General features: G+C 60.3%; 14 protein-coding genes and 1 other annotated feature. Of the genes, 10 read left to right on the forward strand and 4 right to left on the reverse strand.

Annotated features, from left to right (window positions below):
- Window positions 1-12 precede the first annotated feature (12 nt).
- Window positions 13-852: a 5-dehydro-4-deoxy-D-glucuronate isomerase gene (gene kduI / locus BLJAPNOD_RS24295; RefSeq protein ID WP_115421740.1), complete on the forward strand. Its 840-nt coding sequence runs from the start codon at window positions 13-15 to the stop codon at window positions 850-852.
- Window positions 849-1,613, forward strand: a complete 765-nt coding sequence (gene kduD / locus BLJAPNOD_RS24300) for a 2-dehydro-3-deoxy-D-gluconate 5-dehydrogenase KduD (RefSeq protein ID WP_115421741.1) — start codon at window positions 849-851, stop codon at window positions 1,611-1,613. Before kduI ends, kduD begins: the two co-directional genes overlap by 4 nt.
- Before the next feature lie 659 nt (window positions 1,614-2,272).
- Here the strand turns inward: kduD and BLJAPNOD_RS24305 are convergent.
- Complete coding sequence (locus BLJAPNOD_RS24305) at window positions 2,273-3,667, reverse strand: MATE family efflux transporter (RefSeq protein WP_115421742.1); 1,395 nt, start codon at window positions 3,665-3,667, stop codon at window positions 2,273-2,275.
- A 178-nt stretch (window positions 3,668-3,845) separates the two neighbouring features.
- Here BLJAPNOD_RS24305 and BLJAPNOD_RS36410 point away from each other — a divergent pair, with 178 nt between their 5' ends.
- Both BLJAPNOD_RS36410 and BLJAPNOD_RS35210 read left to right on the forward strand, forming a co-directional pair.
- The gene (locus BLJAPNOD_RS36410; protein ID WP_077504548.1) at window positions 3,846-4,058 is read left to right on the forward strand and encodes a helix-turn-helix domain-containing protein; all 213 of its coding nucleotides are present in this window, start codon (window positions 3,846-3,848) and stop codon (window positions 4,056-4,058) included.
- A gap of 244 nt (window positions 4,059-4,302) precedes the next feature.
- A complete protein-coding gene (locus tag BLJAPNOD_RS35210) occupies window positions 4,303-4,593 on the forward strand; it encodes a hypothetical protein (protein ID WP_139354056.1) in 291 nt (96 codons plus the stop codon).
- Between the two features lie 185 nt (window positions 4,594-4,778).
- Here the strand turns inward: BLJAPNOD_RS35210 and BLJAPNOD_RS24325 are convergent, their stop codons facing one another.
- The 3 genes from BLJAPNOD_RS24325 to BLJAPNOD_RS24335 form a co-directional block, all read right to left on the reverse strand.
- A complete protein-coding gene (locus BLJAPNOD_RS24325; RefSeq protein ID WP_115421744.1) occupies window positions 4,779-6,245 on the reverse strand; it encodes a SulP family inorganic anion transporter in 1,467 nt (488 codons plus the stop codon).
- A 71-nt stretch (window positions 6,246-6,316) separates the two neighbouring features.
- Window positions 6,317-6,372: a sequence feature (sul1 is cis-regulatory element that is thought to sense ions involved in sulfur or methionine metabolism; They are found in Alphaproteobacteria), on the reverse strand.
- A 126-nt stretch (window positions 6,373-6,498) separates the two neighbouring features.
- Window positions 6,499-6,795, reverse strand: a complete 297-nt coding sequence (locus BLJAPNOD_RS24330) for a PRC-barrel domain-containing protein (protein ID WP_077504544.1) — start codon at window positions 6,793-6,795, stop codon at window positions 6,499-6,501.
- Between the two features lie 290 nt (window positions 6,796-7,085).
- The gene (locus BLJAPNOD_RS24335; protein ID WP_077504543.1) at window positions 7,086-8,120 is read right to left on the reverse strand and encodes an AraC family transcriptional regulator; all 1,035 of its coding nucleotides are present in this window, start codon (window positions 8,118-8,120) and stop codon (window positions 7,086-7,088) included.
- A 162-nt stretch (window positions 8,121-8,282) separates the two neighbouring features.
- Here BLJAPNOD_RS24335 and BLJAPNOD_RS24340 point away from each other — a divergent pair, with 162 nt between their 5' ends.
- The 6 genes from BLJAPNOD_RS24340 (at window position 8,283) to BLJAPNOD_RS24365 (ending at window position 14,677) form a co-directional block, all read left to right on the forward strand.
- Window positions 8,283-9,149, forward strand: coding sequence for a sugar phosphate isomerase/epimerase (locus tag BLJAPNOD_RS24340; protein WP_158556160.1), 867 nt, complete (start codon window positions 8,283-8,285; stop codon window positions 9,147-9,149).
- Window positions 9,150-9,156: 7 nt separating this feature from the next.
- Window positions 9,157-10,005 (forward strand): sugar phosphate isomerase/epimerase family protein, encoded by an 849-nt coding sequence (locus BLJAPNOD_RS24345; protein ID WP_077504541.1) that lies wholly within the window; start codon window positions 9,157-9,159, stop codon window positions 10,003-10,005.
- Window positions 10,002-11,516 carry a sugar ABC transporter ATP-binding protein gene (locus tag BLJAPNOD_RS24350; RefSeq protein ID WP_115421895.1) on the forward strand — a complete coding sequence of 505 codons (1,515 nt, stop codon included), beginning with the start codon at window positions 10,002-10,004 and terminating at the stop codon, window positions 11,514-11,516. The genes BLJAPNOD_RS24345 and BLJAPNOD_RS24350 overlap by 4 nt, the downstream gene beginning before the upstream one ends.
- Entirely contained in the window at window positions 11,513-12,493 is a 981-nt protein-coding gene (locus tag BLJAPNOD_RS24355) for an ABC transporter permease (protein WP_115421745.1), read from the forward strand. Before BLJAPNOD_RS24350 ends, BLJAPNOD_RS24355 begins: the two co-directional genes overlap by 4 nt.
- Window positions 12,490-13,491 carry an ABC transporter permease gene (locus tag BLJAPNOD_RS24360; protein ID WP_077504539.1) on the forward strand — a complete coding sequence of 334 codons (1,002 nt, stop codon included), beginning with the start codon at window positions 12,490-12,492 and terminating at the stop codon, window positions 13,489-13,491. Before BLJAPNOD_RS24355 ends, BLJAPNOD_RS24360 begins: the two co-directional genes overlap by 4 nt.
- A gap of 61 nt (window positions 13,492-13,552) precedes the next feature.
- A complete protein-coding gene (locus tag BLJAPNOD_RS24365) occupies window positions 13,553-14,677 on the forward strand; it encodes an ABC transporter substrate-binding protein (protein ID WP_115421746.1) in 1,125 nt (374 codons plus the stop codon).
- The last annotated feature ends 1,051 nt before the right edge of the window (window positions 14,678-15,728 follow it).

Consider the following 15,728-nt stretch of genomic DNA (forward strand, 5'->3'; position numbering starts at 1 on the left):
GGACAAGAACTGATGGATATTCGCCAAGCGATACATTTCGAACAGGCCGAGACACTCGATACCGAGGGACTGCGCCGCCATTTCCTCGTCGAGGATCTCTTCGTTGCCGGCGAGATACGCGCCGCCTATAGCCACTATGATCGCCTGGTTCTGCTTGGCATCAGGCCTGAAGCCACGCCGCTCGCCTTCAGCGCCGCGCTGGCAAAATCCGCCGGCGTCGCCGATTTTCTAGAGCGCCGGGAACTGGCCGTCGTCAACCTTGGCGGCGGTGCCGCGAAAATATCTGTCGATGGTGCGGATCATGTCATTGCGCCTTTCGAGGCGCTATACATTGGCAAGGGGGCGAAAGGCGTTTCCTTTGCCGCTGCGGACGCGGCATCGCCGCCAAAACTCTATGGCGTCTCGGCGCCCGCGCATGCCAGCCATCCCACCCGCAAGATCACCCAGGATGAAGCTTCGCCGCAGGCGCTAGGGACGAGCGAGGCCGCCAACAAGCGCACCATCTACAAGTATGTCCATGACGGCCTGTTGCCGACCTGCCAGCTCATGCTTGGCATCACGCGCTTCGAACCCGGAAGCGTCTGGAACACCATGCCTGCACACCTTCACGATCGGCGCATGGAAGCCTACCTCTACTTCGAGATGCCCGATGATCGTATGGTCGTCCATCTCATGGGGCGGCCCGAGGCGACACGTCACCTGATCGTTCGCAACGAGCAGGCGGTCATCTCGCCCCCGTGGTCGATCCATAGCGGCAGCGGCACGGGATCCTATGCCTTCGTCTGGGCGATGGCGGGCGATAATCAGTCCTTCGCCGACATGGATTTTGTGCCAATGGAGACCCTGCGATGAACGAGATTGCGGATCTGTTCGACCTTTCCGGCAAGTGGGCGCTGGTCACCGGCGCTCGGGGAGGGCTGGGGCAGGCGATGGCTCTGGGGCTGGCGAGGGCGGGGGCCGAAATCGTCGGCCTTGGATCCATGCCGATGCCGGAAACGGGCCGACTTATAGAGGCAACCGGACGCCGTTTCCTCGGTATCCAGGCGGATCTTTCGCAACCCAACGACTTTCGCGCGCTCGTCGGCCAGATCGAAGAGCAGGCCGGGCCTATCGATATCCTGGTCAACAATGCCGGAACCATCAGGCGCGCCGATCTGCTCGATTACACCGAGGCGGATTGGGATGTGGTGACGAACGTCAACGAAAAGAGCCTGTTCTTTCTCAGCCAGGCTGTGGCGCGCGGCATGGTTTTGCGCCGCTTCGGCCGCATCATCAACATCGCATCGCTGCTCTCCTTCCAGGGGGGCATCCGCGTCCCGGCCTATACGGCTTCCAAACATGCAGTCGCCGGACTGACGAAGCTGATGGCAAACGAACTCGCCGCATCCGGTGTCACGGTCAATGCGATAGCGCCCGGCTACATGGAAACCGAAAACACCGCCGCCTTGCGGGCGGACCCGGAGCGGCAAAGACAAATTCTCGAGCGCATTCCGATGGGGCGCTGGGGCGTTCCTGAAGACCTGGCGACGGCCGTTCTCTTCCTGGCCAGTCCTCATGCCTCTTATGTGACCGGTACGATCATTCCGGTGGACGGAGGATGGCTCGCCCGGTGAGCGACGTTCGCTCAACGACCGTGGTAGACCCCGGGTCTCCTCAAGCTGGCTAGGGCACGTTCGTGCCCTCCGTCTCTTGGATGACGGTGGGAGCCAGCCCGAAACCGAGCGAGCGAATGCGTTCACACTACAGATACATCGGAACTGATACATCGCATTTGACAGGCAATCTTTCCCGCGCTTTCGATTGCGACGACACGGCGCCAGTCGCTCTTGAATTTGTCGAGCGCGAATCTGGCCGACGTCATGTCCGAAGATAGGTCCGCAGCCGTGGCTGCGGGCCTATCTTCGGACGAGTCCTCAGGCGAAGATGATATGCAACTGAATGCGCTATCTTCGAAGGTCGGGTCCATCGCGAGACAGCGTGAAGGAAAAGTCTTCCAGATTTCCTCAATGCCAAATCTGCTGAGTACGGGTCTTCCAGGATCGATTACCGGAGCGGCTTGCTGGGCCTAGGCTTCTCTGATCGCGGCCCTTGGCCGTCGCGATGCTGATCCTCCGAGACGAGGCATTTAACCGGTCAAACCACGAGCGAACTGGCTCTAGCCGCGAAGCCGCCAGCGCCTGGTACGCTCATTTTTGCTGGCGCCTCGAAGCCGGATAGCTTCACGTCGAGAGCGGTGGCCACGCATTTTCAATCCCAAACAGCGCTCTTTCTGTCATGACGGGTTCCCCACAGCCTTCAGCCCGATACCAGCGTCTCCCCGCGCCTTCAGGGCGTCGGCAAGCACAAGAGCTGCGACTATTGCGGCCAAGCCATCGGCCAGCGGATAGGCGAACCAGATTGCATTCGCGCCCAGCATTGCCGCAGCGGCCGCGACCAAGACAGGCAAGAGTATAAAAGGCTTGACCATGGTAAGAAGAGCCGCTCTGGTCGGTTGGCCGATGGCTTGAAAATAAAGCCCAAGCACGAGAACTGGTCCGGAAAAAAGATAGATTGAAGCCATGGGCCGAAGCATTCGACCTACCTCGCCGATGACGTCTGGATCAGCCACAAAGGCTGCTCCGACGACTGTGCCCTCGCTCAACAGCAAAACCTCAACAAGAACGCAGTAAAACAATGCTGTTGCTGCGGCGATCCGCAGAACAGCATCCGAGCGGGTGTAAAGACGCGCACCAACATTGTTGCCGACGATGCTCTGCATAGCCATCGCGATAGCCATGATTGGCAGGAAGGCAAAGCCGAATATGCGTGTCACGATCCCGTAGGCGCCAATGGTGCTGGCGTAATCGGCGCTGCCTACAAGACGTAACGCGAGAACCACGCTGGCGGCTGAAAGCGCCATTCCGATAAAGCCCAGACTGACAGGTGCCCCCAGCGCAACAATACGCTTCCAACTGCCGGTCCAGCGGTTCCGCCAGAGGCTGTTGAGCGGCATCATGCCCCCGATGAAACGGCGCAGCCCGGCCAGAAGCAGCAGTCCCATCGCCTGTGCCAGAACCGTGCCCGTGGCCGATCCGGCAACACCGAACTCCAGCACAACGACCAGGATGTAGTTCAGCACAATGTTTATGAGCGTGACCCCAAGAGACATGAGTGCCATTAATCCGGCCCGCCCTTCGTTCCTCCAGGCATCGGCATGAACTCCCAGCAGAAATTGTATCGGGGTTCCGAATACGGTGATGGCAAGGAAGATCCAGACCATGCCGGTAATAGGGCCGTCGGAGCCGGCAATGTGTAGGGCGAAAGCCCACCCGCCCGCACAGAAGATGACGATCAGCGTCGAAGCGATCATCAACGCAAGTCCATGAGCACCGGCGAAGGTCGAGTTGGCCGCATCGCGGTCGTCGGCGCCAAGTTGGCGAGCCAGCAGACTTGACATTCCCCCGCTGACTAGGGTCGAAAGCGCGATCGTCAACATCAGGACCGGAAAGGCCATGCCGACTGCCGCCATGGCCTCTGCACCGACGAAATGCCCAAGAAAGACTGCGTCGATGATACCCAGCATCCCGTTCATCACCATGATGGCGATCATGGGAAATGCGGTCGCGGCAAAAATTCTGCCCGGAGAGGCAGTCAGAAAACGGTTTTCGGGCGATTGTCGCGAAGACATCACTCACTCCTCCAAAGAGGCATTTCGACTGTGATGGGGGCCTGCGTTGCCACCGACGAAATGCTTCGAGGGTGAGAAAGGTCTTTAATGGCCGGGCTTCACCGTGACTTGCGTCTGCAGGCGGCAGGTGCTCGGAACCTTGCCGAGAACAGCCACCAAACCCAGCTATTGTCAATAGATGCGTGTGTCAAAAAATCCGCAAACCGATTTTCGCGCGTTGGCGAGCGCGGCACGGGGTCAGCGAACCGCTGAAATGCTGCGACACATGAGCGGCTCGATCACGCGCGTGTCGGCAGAGTTGGGACATTCGTCTCCAGCCAATTTCGCCAGAGCATTCCGAAAAGCAACCGGCGACGGGCCGCGGGAGTTCCGCTCGAAGATATTACGTTAAGGTCCGCCCGTTGAGCATTCGGCAGCGCGAACGGCCACCAAGGAGAGAAGTTCTTGACCGCTCGGCGAAACGCGGATGGTAGCCCTGCCATTTTGCTGACGCTGGGATTGTGGTAGAGTTAGGGACTGGGTACGCATTGCAATTGCGGCCTCCACAGGGGAGGCCGCTTCTTTGTGGGCCATCTGCCGACGAACGCCAGCAGCTCATGACGTGCTTTGAGGGCGTCCGGATCCTGGATGCCGCTTTGGTGCAGCCCGATAAGACGGGCGGCAAGCGTGTCGGCCTCTTTGCTTGCCAGCGCGATGCCCTTCTGGCGCACCAGTTCGCGAAATACGCCTTCAATTTTGTAGAAGTCGTCGGGCTCTATTATCTCTTGGCGAGATTATCTCTTGGCGAGATGCAGCGGCTTTGTTCATCACACATGGCTCCCAAGCTATTAGGAGGACATGTCGGTCTCAGCGCAAATATTATGCGCGGTGTTTGCGCGGTGCAGTTCGGAATTTTCGGGATTGTTGACCAGGGCGTGAACCCATAATCTCGGCGGCCGGCGCCGCAGCAGCTTCGATCCTCCAATCTCCATCTCACCGGCGTCAGCAGGAGTTGCGGCGATCGCATCCGGCGGTCGCAGTTCGATCATTATAGTCACCAGCGGCCTAACGGATCAGGGCCGCGGTGCTTTGCTCTGGTGACCGTTTCTCGGTCGGTTCGAGCAACCCTGGGTCAGACTTCCCGAAGCTTCATCGGCCCATCCAGGCTTTCAATCAACGTGGTGCTCGTCTCGTTCAGGCCCAGGATGTCTACGGCGATATCATGCGCCTTGAAACGGTCCACGACCTTTTCGAGGGCCTTAACGGCGGTAATGTCCCAGAAGTGCGCCTGCGATAAGTCGATGGCAACAGCCATGCCACTTGCCTCTTCTATATCGAATGCGTCGACGAAAATGTCGGCCGAGGCGAAGAACACCTGGCCGGATACGCGATAGGTCAAACGCCCCGCAGCAGTCCCGGTGACGGTTTCAACCTGCAAGAGACGGGCGACTTTGAACGTGAAGAATACGCCGCTCAGAAGAACGCCGACCGTTACGCCGAGTGCCAGGTTCGAGGTGAAAACCGTAACGAGGACGGTCGCTATCATGACGGCGCTCGAGACCTTGGGATGGACAACCACACTTTTCAACGAAGACCAGTCGAACGTGTCGATCGACACCATCACCATGATGGCAACCAGGGCGGCGACCGGAACCTGAGACACCCACGGCTTCAGCAACACCATCAGCACCAGAAGGAGGGCTCCCGCAAACAGTGTCGACAGACGACCACGCCCGCCATACTTCACGTTGCTGACGGTCTGGCCGATCATGCCGCAGCCCGCGATCCCGCCGAACAGGCTTGCCGTGGCATTGGCGATGCCCAGGCCCGTGCACTCCCTGTTCTTAGAACTGGGGGTTCCCGTGAGATCGTCAACGACAGTGGCCGTCATCATCGATTCCAGCAGGCCGACCATGGCGATTGCGAGTGCAGGACCTGCGATAATTGTCAGCGTTTCAAGTGTCAGGGGAACTGTCGGCCAGCTGAAGATCGGCAGCGAATCGGGCAACTTGCCGAGATCCGCAATGGTCATCACCGGGAGTTGGAGCGATACCGACGCAAGGGTGAGAACGAGAATGCAGATCAACGGCGAAGGCACTGACGTTGTGATCCTCGGGGCGAGGTAGATGACAGCAAGCCCCGCCGCCAGCATGCTGTAGGCAAGCCAGTCCCCCCCGATGATGTGCGGTAACTGGGCTCCAAAGATCAGGATCGCAAGCGCGTTGACGAAACCTGTGCGGACCGATTTCGAAACGAAACGCATGAGAACGCCAAGGCGGAGAAGACCGAACACGATCTGGAAGACGCCCGCCAGTAACCCGGCGGCAAAGAGATAAGGCAGTCCGTGCGCATGGACGAGTGGTGCTGCAACGAGTGCAACCGATCCCGCTGCCGCCGAGATCATGGCAGGGCGGCCACCGGTGAAGGCTATGACAATGCCGATGATGAAGGAGGCGAAGAGGCCGACTTGCGGATCGACACCGGCGACAAATGAAAATGCGATGACCTCGGGGATCAAGGCGAATGTCGCAACGGACCCGGCGAGCATTTCGCGCATAGGAGCAGCGGACCATTCGCGACGGAAGGAGGAAAATTGCATAAGGTGAGTTCTCGCAAAGCATGGCGGCGAACGCGCGCGATGAGGCGGTTTTGACTGGCATGCAGTTTTTGCGTGGTCTGGCGGATCGGCGGCCAGAAGAGCCACCCGGAGTTTCACCGGGTCCGTTGTGAGTGATTTTTTATGACTTCATTTATTCCGCGATGCAACATGCAATCGCGCCTCGCGCGCGCTCATCGATTTTGGAGTTGCCAATGTCGGAGGGGAGCCCGGCACATTGGCCGGGCGCTGGTGCCTAGTGGCGATGCTCGGGCATTTCCTTGAGCTGGTCCTTGGTCCATGAGGTGACGGCGTGGACATCGCCGTCCTCGTCCCGCATGAAATCGAGATCGGTAAGCGGGACCGCAACCGGCTTGGCACCGATGCCGAGGAAGCCGCCAACGTCAATGATTACGGTACTGCCGGCGCCCTCTCCATGGACATGGTCAACTTTGCCGACCTTGTGGTCATCGGCTCCGTAAACCGTCGCACCCTCCAGGACTGCCGGCGTGAGTTCTACGGCTGCGAGGCGGACGTGATTTGTGTGATCCATCTTGGTTTCTCCTTTGAAATGAATTGGTGAAACCGATTTGGGAGACAAGTGTTCCATTCGACCACGATTGGCACGCGGCGTACGAACGCGATCGGGTGCCCGTCACGACATATTCGGGCAGCGCGCCTGATGCGGACTTGCCAACAGTTTGCAGTGTCGCCGACGTGATCCGGACCATGCCCGCGTAGCACCTGAGGCGCCGGCCTTCCCAAAGCTCTCATTGCGCATAGCGCCGGCGACCTGTTCGAACGAGAGCCACATTCGGTACGGAAATGCTTCGCGTCAGAAGCTCAGCTGGTCATCATCGTCTGCTGTCGCGGGGTCTCGATTGGCGAGAACCCAAAGCGCTTCTTGTAGCAGGTGGCAAAATACTGGCTTGAGGAGAAGCCGCAGTCATAAGCGACGTTGGTGACGGACTGCTGGCCACTTTCGAGCAGTTGCCGAGCCGCGTTCAGCCGCAACATCTGCAAATAGCGCACAGGCGTCATGTTGGTCAGTACCAGGCAATGCTGGGTGAACTGGGTGCGCGAGAGATTGCATTCGGCAGCCATGTTCTCAAGGGTCCAGTCCTCGTCCAGCGCGTGTTTCAAGCGTTTGAGGAAGATTTCCACCGTGCGTTTCGAGCTCGCAAGCGCCAGATCCAGCACCGGCGCCTGGCTTTCCAGCATTTGACGGAACTGGAGCAGCATCATCGAGATCAGCAGGCGCAGACGCGCTTCGCCGCCATGGATGTCATGGCTTGCCACCACCTCGTGGATCTCCATGAAAGTTCGAGCGACTTCGCGTGAGGCGAGATAGGAGATCTGCTCGTTCTTGGACAAAAGCTCGCTCAGCCGTTTGCGGTCCCGCTCGGGCCAGCCGATCCAGTCGGGCCAAAGCCAGGTTTCATGCGGGCGGCGCACGCCCATGTCCATCAGTACCCAGACGATATGGCTCGCGCCGATATTGGGATCGCCGAGCGCATGCAGCTGCCATGGGCGGACGACGAACATCTGACCTTCGTTGAGCGTGGTCTTGCGTCCATCCATCGTAATGGTCAGCGAGCCGCGTGCAAGATAGGCGATCTTGACGCCTTCGTTGCAATGCTCACGCAGACCCCAGTCCTGTGGCGTGGTCGCATCCCACCCCCCGACGGAACAGACCTGAGGCAGGGCGTGGCCGAGGTCGATGCCCGGATAGCCGCGTCGCGTCCATGCGTTGAGCGAGACCTGTCCGGCAAGGGACGCCTTCATCAGGTCCTGACAGTTCCCGGCGTAAAGCAGGGCGCCAGGCTCCCGGAAAACCGCCGGCCGGCCGGCAGCTCGTTCATTGTTGATTTTGCTCATCGCTCTCCCTCGCCGATGTTCAAAATTTACCAGTCCTCTATTTCGAACGCGAACAGTCCTTTATTGCGCAATGCTGCGTCATCATCAAGCGACAAACGGAGGCGCTTGGTGATTTGTCGTTGAAACTCAACGGCATGGAGGAGAATCAGGGAGGATTTGCCGGTGCGGATAGGTTTCCACACGGACGCGTTCAACTCGGCCTATTGGTCGTTCGAAAAATGCTTGCAGTGGGCGAGCGACAATGATGTGCACTTCATCGAATGCGGCCTCATAGACGGCGTCAGCTGGATTCACGGGCTCGGTTACCAGCCACATGTAGCGCTCTACGAGGATCCCGCGCTGCTGCGCCGGAAGATGGACCGCTACGGCGTGCGCTTCTCCCAGGTCGACGCCGCCTATCCGCTTTCCGGTGAAGACGGCCCGTTGCGCGGCGTGCCCTATGTGCTGAAGTCGATTGCCTGGGCGGCGCAGGCCGGCAGCCCTTGCGTCGACACCACCGACGGGCTCCACATGCCGCCGGGGCTGAGCGAAGAAGAATCGATGGCGCTGATGAAGCGCAGCTACGAGAAGATCATTGAGGTCGCCGAAGCGCACGAAATCATCGTCAATATCGAGCCGCACGGCCATTTCACCACGCGCCCGGATTTCATGGAACGCATGCTTGCCTTCGTCGATTCCCGCTGGCTGCGCATGAACATGGACACCGGCAACACCTTCATCGCCGGCCAGGAGCCGACGGAGTTCCTGCAGCACTTCATCGACAAGGTCAGTCACGTTCACATCAAGGATGTCTCGCAAACGCTCGCCGCGGCGGTTCGTGGCGGACAGACCGGTATCGCGGTCAGCCACTGTGCCCTCGGCGACGGCGTTAATGCCAGCAACATCAAGGCCTGCCTCGCGATGCTGCGCGATCACGGCTACGAAGGTGTGCTCAGCCTCGAATGTGAGGGTGCCGCTGGCCCCATGATCGAGAAATCCTTGGCCTGGATTCGCGCGAGCTGCCGCGACCTTGGCATCAAGCTGCACTGAGCGCGCCATGAACCTCGGCATTAACCTTCTCTGCCTGACCGACTTCGTCGAGGACAGGCACATGGCAAGCATCGGACAACTGCGCGACCTCGGTTATGACGGGGTCGAAGTCCCGGTCCTCAAAGGCGCGGTCAGCCACTACGAACGCCTCGGCAGGGAACTGGACACACTCGGCATCGCCCGGTCCACCACATCGATCGTTCCGACGCCGGACGCCAACCCCGTCAGTTGCGACCCGGATGTGCGGGGGCGCGGCCTTGCCCACCTCGACTGGGCGTTGGACTGCGCCATTGCCCTTGGAGCCGAAAGCATGGGCGGCCCGTTCCATGCGCCGATCGGGTTCTTCACCGGGGCAGGGGCCAGCGAGGACGAACTCAAATACGGCGCTGACGCGCACAGGGCCCTGGCGGAGCGGGCTGCGGCAAACGGAATGCATCTGAGCCTCGAGCCGCTCAATCGGTTCGAGACCTATTACCTGAACACGATGGAGCAGGCCCGCTCCTATGTGGACAGGGTCGGGCATCCGGCCTTCAAGATCATGTACGACACCTTTCATGCCAACGTCGAAGAGCGCCGCCCGGAGGCCGCCATTCGACTGATCGGCAGCGATATCGGCGTCTTTCACGTTTCGGAGAACGACCGTGGCATCCCGGGACGCGGGCACATAGACTTCGCCGCGATGTTCAGGACTTTGAAGGAGATCGGATATGACGGCTGGCTGACCCTGGAGGCGTTCGGCGCCGGACTTCCGGCCATCGCGACGGCAACCCGCGTCTGGCGACCGCTGTTTCCAGATTTCGAGACGCTTTTTTCCGAAAGTGCGACGTTCATTCGCAAGACATGGGCACAAGCATGAGCACCCCCTCTCCCGCAATCGAAATGCGCGGCATCACCAAGAGTTTCCCCGGCGTCAAGGCCCTGAAAGGCGTTAGCTTTTCCGCCTATCCCGGCGAGGTACACGCACTTGCCGGCGAGAACGGCGCCGGCAAGTCGACGCTGATGAAGATCCTCTCCGGAGTCTACCGGCTGGACGGCGGCGCCGTGATCGCGGGTGGCGAGGAGCGCCTTTTCACCCATCCGCTCGACGCCATCCGCGCCGGTATCGCAGTGATTTACCAGGAATTCTCGCTGCTGCCCGAGCGCACCGTGGCGCAGAACATTTTTCTCGGCCGCGAGCCGACGCGGTTCGGCCTCGTCGACCACGCCGCGATGAATCGGGAGGCCCGACGCGTGCTCTCGTTGTTCGGGTCGGCACATCGGATCGAAGCCGACACGGTTGTCGCCGACCTCGATGTTGCCAGCCAGCAACTGGTAGAGATCGCCAAGGCGGTGTCGCTGGATGCTCGCGTCATCGTGATGGACGAGCCGACCGCCGCCCTCAACGAGGCGGAATGCGAGGTGTTGTTCGGCCTCGTCGACACGCTGAAGAAGAGGGGTGTGGCAATTATCTATATCACGCACCGCATGCGCGAGATCACACGGCTTGCCGACCGGGTGACGGTGCTAAAGGACGGCGAGACGGCCGCGAGCTTCGACCATGTGCCGGAACCCGATGTGATCGTGCGCGCCATGGTCGGTCGCGATATCGGCGATTTCTACGCGGCTCCGGCGACGCCGCAGGAGATCGGTGGCGTGGTGCTCTCCGTGCGCAACGCCGGCAACGAGCGATTGACGAACATCACCCTCGACCTTCACGCCGGCGAGATCGTCGGCTTTGCCGGACTGCAGGGAGCGGGGCGTGTTGCACTCGCCCAGGCGATTTTCGGCTTTTCCCCCTTCACCGAGGGCGAGGTGATGCTTGGCGGCAAACAGGCACGGTTCACGAGCCCGCGTGACGCCATCCGCGCCGGCATCGGCCTTTTGCCGGGCGACCGCAAGGCCGAAGGGCTGGTGCTGATGCAGTCGGTCACCGACAATGGCATGCTGACGGCAAGGGCACTTTCGGCTCTCGCGGGCAAGGCCGATGCGACCCCGTTCGCTTCCACGGACCAGATGGATGGCCTGCTGCAGGACCTTGACGTGCGCGCCGGCAGCTTTTCCCAGGAGATCAAGGCGCTCTCAGGCGGAAACCAGCAGAAGGCAATTGTCGCGCGCTGGCTGGCGCTGGCGCCACGCCTGTTGATTTTTATCGAACCGACGCGGGGCATCGACGTTAACGCCAAGGCCGGTATCTACCACCTCATGCGCGATCTTGCCCGCAAGGGTACGGCGATCATGATGATCTCGTCCGACCTGCCCGAGGTGCTCGGCGCCGCCGACCGCCTCCTCGTCATGCGCGCCGGCGAACTGGTGGCAACGTTCGAGCGCGGCGTTTCTGAGGCCGATGTGATGCTTGCCGCAACCGGTGAAGAGGCGGTGGCGGCATGAACGCGGCGACACTCATCAAACGCCTGCCGTCGCGCATCGAGCGCTATTCGCCGGCCCTGCTGCTTGCGGCCGCACTTCTGATCTACATCGCGATCGCGCTCAGCCTCGGTCTGACGCGGTTCCTGACACCGGAAGCGGCGATCTCCATCCTCAACCGCTCCATTGCTCTCGGCATGACCGCCGTCGGCCAGACCTTCGCCATTCTCGTCGGCTCGATAGACTTATCGGTGGCCCATCTCATTTCCGCGTCGGCGGTGGTCTCGTCGGCGATCATGAACGGCGATCCGGCGATGATGGTGCCCGCTGTTCTCGTCGTACTGCTGATGGGTGCGCTGGTCGGCACATTGAACGGGCTGATGATCACCAGGCTGGAAGTCAATCCGCTGATCGCGACGCTGGGCATGGCGCTTATCATCCAGGGCTGTCTTGCATCCTTCCACGGCAAGTTCGGCGGTTCGGTCCCGGATGCGTTCCAGTTCTTCGCCTATGGCGTGGTGCTGGGGCTGCCGTTCAGCCTCATCGTGCTGACGCTGGTGGTTGTTGGAGCATGGGTCGTGCTGCGGTTCACACGCTTCGGCTCCAACGTCTATTCGGTCGGTGGCAATCGTGACACTGCTCGAGCAGCGGGCATCAAGACGGACCGCGTCGTGATTGCAAGCCATATCCTGTGCAGTCTCTGCGCATCGCTGGCCGGCCTCTATCTCGCAAGCCGCCTCAAATCCGGCTCGCCCTGGATCGGCACGGAGGGTGCCTACGATCTCGAATCGATCGCCGTCGTCGTCATCGGCGGAACGATCCTCTCCGGCGGAAAGGGCGGAATCTGGGGCACGGTCGCAGGCGTCATCATCTTCTCGCTGATCGACTCCATCTTCAATCTCGCCGGCGTCGACGCCTTCGCCAAGCAGGTCATGCGCGGCATCATAATCGTCGCTGCCGTCGCCTTCTACGCCGTGCGTTCGAAGAGGATCGTGGCATGAGCCAGCAGACTGTCAGTTCAACAGAGGCGCCTGGCGCACCCCGAAGCGGCCGCCTGCCGAAGATCAACCCCGTCTTCTTCGTGCTTGCAGCGCTGCTCGTCGCCATCACGCTGTCGAACCCGAATTTCGTCGAGCCCACGGGCTACATGAATTTCCTGAAGCGCGCCGCGCCGTTGGCGATTCTCGCCGCCGGCCAGATCTATGTCATCGTGTCCGGCGGGTTCGACCTCTCGGTCGGCTCCCTGATTACCTTGACGGTGGTCGGTTCATCGATGCTGCTCAATAACAATGCCGATGCGACCTGGTGGGTGATCCCGGCCATGTATGCCGCCGGGCTTGCTGTCGGTATCGTCAACGGCCTCGTCGTCAGCTTTCTGAGGGTCCCCTCGCTGATTGCCACGCTCGGCATGATGATCACGCTCAACGGTGCAGCCTTCATGTGGTCGAGCGGTTCACCGCGCGGCTACCTGCCGGAAACGTTCCGCTTCTTCGGACGCGTCAATATCCAGGGAATTCCACTGATCCAGTTCATTCCAGTGGCGCTGCTGGTGCTGCTTGCGTTCGGTTCATGCCTGTTCTGGCTCATGCATCGCACCAATCTCGGCCGCATGCTGCATGCGATCGGCGACAATCCACGGGCGGCGCAGATGTCGGGCGTCCCGCTGGAACGGGTTCGTATCACCGCCTTCGTCGTGTCGTCGCTGAGCGCGGTGACGGCCGGCATCCTGCTCGGCGGTTTTGCCGGTGTCTCGACCGATGTCGGCGTCGGCTACGAGTTGCAGGCGATCACGGCTTGCGTCATCGGCGGTGCGCAGCTTCTGGGCGGGCGCGGCTCGGTGCCTGCCTCAATTGCCGGCGCGTTGACGCTGACTGCGATCTTCACGCTGCTCAACTTCATCGGCTTGCCGAAACCGGTGCGCGACGTCGTGCAGGGGGTGATCCTGATCGTTGCCGTCGTGCTTGCCACCTATCGGCGCAACCGCGCCGGCGGGACCTGAGTTTCGTCGGCCGCAAGGCCGTCGGGAGGAACTGAAAATCATGATCAAATGGGAGTGAGACATGAAAAGACTGCTGACCGCCGCCCTTTCGGCTGCCCTCATCGCTAGCACCGCGCAGGCCCAACAGCTGAATTTTGACGATCCTGCCGAGTTCGCCAGGCAGCGTGAACTTTTGACTGCCAGGGCCAACGGCCCGGACGGCGAGCCATGGGTGCAATATTACGGTGACCAGATGGCCGACACCGCGAAGTTCAAGAAGGAAGGTCCTTATACGATCTGCTTCTCCAATGCCGGGGTCAACAATGCGTGGCGGGTGACAGGCTGGACGAACATGCAGGCCGAGGTGAAGCTGCATCCGGAAATCAAGGAGCTCATCCATGTCGACGCCGAAGGCTCCGACGACAAACAGATTTCTGACATCGACGATCTTATCAACGGCGGCAAGTGCAATGCGCTGATTGTGTCGCCGAACACCACCGCAGCGCTGACTCCGGCCGTCGAAAAGGCCTGCGCCAAGCTGCCCGTTATCGTCTTTGACCGCGGCGTCAACACGAAGTGCCCGGTCACCTTCATCCATCCGGTCGGCGGTTATGGCTTCGGCATCCAGGCCGGCGAGTTCGTGGCGGCCAATGCGCCCACCGGCGCCAACGTGCTGATGCTGCGCATCGTGCCGGGCGTCGACGTTCTGGAAACCCGTGCATCCGCCGCCAAGCACATCTTCAAGGAAAAGGGGCTGAACGTCATCGGCGAGGAGTTCACCGAGGGCGACAACGCCAAGACCAAGTCGATCGTCGAGGACTATCTGCAGCGCGGCAAGATCGACGCGGTCTGGATGGATGCCGGCGCGACCGCCGTTGCAGCGCTCGAGGCCTTCGAGGATTCCGGCCTGCCCCTGCCCGTTATCACCGGGGAGGACCAACAGGACTTTCTGATGAAATGGAAGGTTGAAGGCTTCAAGGCGATTGCACCGACCTACCCGACCTATCAGTGGCGCACGCCCATCATCGCGGCGGTTAAGGTGCTGAAGGGCGAGCCGGTCCCAGGCCCGGAATGGGTAATGCCGCAGCCGTCAATCACCGCCGAAACACTCGACGAGTACGTCAACGACAAGATGCCGCCGCTGCACCACGCCATGTGCGGCTGCGAAAAGCTGCCAGACTATCCGGCCGCATGGGGTGGTCAGTAAGAACAAGACAGGGCTGCGCGAAGCGCGGCCCTTTCCATTTCTTGCGAGCGTCTGCAGGCGGGAAACATTGGTGGCTATACCGGTGCGGCAGACAACGTCCGTGCCGGTCTAGGCATGAGGCTGAAGTGGTTTCATTGTGGATAAATCGTAAGAATTGGAGAATGGGATTGTTGCCGTCTCTGCGCAGCCAACGCGCCGCAACGACGCCGTCGATCATGACGCCGAAAAGAAGACGCCCGTGCAATTCCCAAACAGCGTGGAGGCAGCCTCAAAGCGTTTCACGCCCAAACCGACGCAAGCGCCGTTCTATGTCAACCGATGCCTGATCGCCGAAAAGTCGTTTCCCTGACGGTCGGCGATTGCGCCGTGTGGCGAAGTTTCTATTGGCCATAGAAGTCACCTCGGGGTTTTCGGAAAATCCGTGCAGACTTAGTCAGCATGAGTCGACTACGGTCGTTGAGATGAATCAAAAGAGCTAAAATAATAATTCTAATATTTGAATATTCTTGTATGAGTTGCGACGGGAATATTCGCCAGTAATACGAGAGTATCTTGCCTCTATGTTCGGGTTCTCTGATTTCTGTTATGATTGTTGCAACATTCAGAGCGCAATAATATCTGGATTCACCCAAGTATTACGCAGAGACGATCAATTCCTCCATCGTGATCTGTAGGCGGAGAGTTCATACCACTGCAGCCAACGTCGGATCAGCGCGCGAACCTGGCGGTCTCTCGGTTCCGCTTTACAAATGCGGCGCTGCCAAGAGACTTCTTCGAAGTCTTTGAAGGCACGCTAAGGGTCCTCAGGGTTCTCAACGATGGCTGCCGCGTCATTCTTGGTTTCGTGCGAGAGATCTGCTCGGCAATTCACTCCTCTATTCAGTTAAGGCGGCCACGCCTGACAAAGTCCGTCGCCGCTCCGGCGTGAACCGTTCGTCCTGTGCTCACAATCGCTGGGGTGGGACTGGGTTATACCAACCGTCATTGATCAGAACTCTTGCGCCCATTGCCGTCGGCCAATTGACATGATTTTCCATGGCCGCTCCTGTAG

Origin of the sequence: Ensifer sp. M14 (assembly GCF_003355565.1) — a bacterium.
Taxonomy (GTDB): Bacteria; Pseudomonadota; Alphaproteobacteria; order Rhizobiales; family Rhizobiaceae; genus Ensifer.

What these genes read in the sequence shown, in the direction of transcription:
- BLJAPNOD_RS24330 (WP_077504544.1), bottom strand. Translation starts at nt 6,795, where the DNA reads ATGGATCACACAAATCACGTCCGCCTCGCAGCCGTAGAACTCACGCCG.
- kduD (WP_115421741.1), top strand. Translation starts at nt 849, where the DNA reads ATGAACGAGATTGCGGATCTGTTCGACCTTTCCGGCAAGTGGGCGCTG.
- BLJAPNOD_RS24325 (WP_115421744.1), bottom strand. Translation starts at nt 6,245, where the DNA reads ATGCAATTTTCCTCCTTCCGTCGCGAATGGTCCGCTGCTCCTATGCGC.
- BLJAPNOD_RS24335 (WP_077504543.1), bottom strand. Translation starts at nt 8,120, where the DNA reads ATGAGCAAAATCAACAATGAACGAGCTGCCGGCCGGCCGGCGGTTTTC.
- BLJAPNOD_RS24355 (WP_115421745.1), top strand. Translation starts at nt 11,513, where the DNA reads ATGAACGCGGCGACACTCATCAAACGCCTGCCGTCGCGCATCGAGCGC.
- kduI (WP_115421740.1), top strand. Translation starts at nt 13, where the DNA reads ATGGATATTCGCCAAGCGATACATTTCGAACAGGCCGAGACACTCGAT.
- BLJAPNOD_RS36410 (WP_077504548.1), top strand. Translation starts at nt 3,846, where the DNA reads ATGCGTGTGTCAAAAAATCCGCAAACCGATTTTCGCGCGTTGGCGAGC.
- BLJAPNOD_RS24350 (WP_115421895.1), top strand. Translation starts at nt 10,002, where the DNA reads ATGAGCACCCCCTCTCCCGCAATCGAAATGCGCGGCATCACCAAGAGT.
- BLJAPNOD_RS24365 (WP_115421746.1), top strand. Translation starts at nt 13,553, where the DNA reads ATGAAAAGACTGCTGACCGCCGCCCTTTCGGCTGCCCTCATCGCTAGC.
- BLJAPNOD_RS24305 (WP_115421742.1), bottom strand. Translation starts at nt 3,667, where the DNA reads ATGTCTTCGCGACAATCGCCCGAAAACCGTTTTCTGACTGCCTCTCCG.
- BLJAPNOD_RS24360 (WP_077504539.1), top strand. Translation starts at nt 12,490, where the DNA reads ATGAGCCAGCAGACTGTCAGTTCAACAGAGGCGCCTGGCGCACCCCGA.
- BLJAPNOD_RS24345 (WP_077504541.1), top strand. Translation starts at nt 9,157, where the DNA reads ATGAACCTCGGCATTAACCTTCTCTGCCTGACCGACTTCGTCGAGGAC.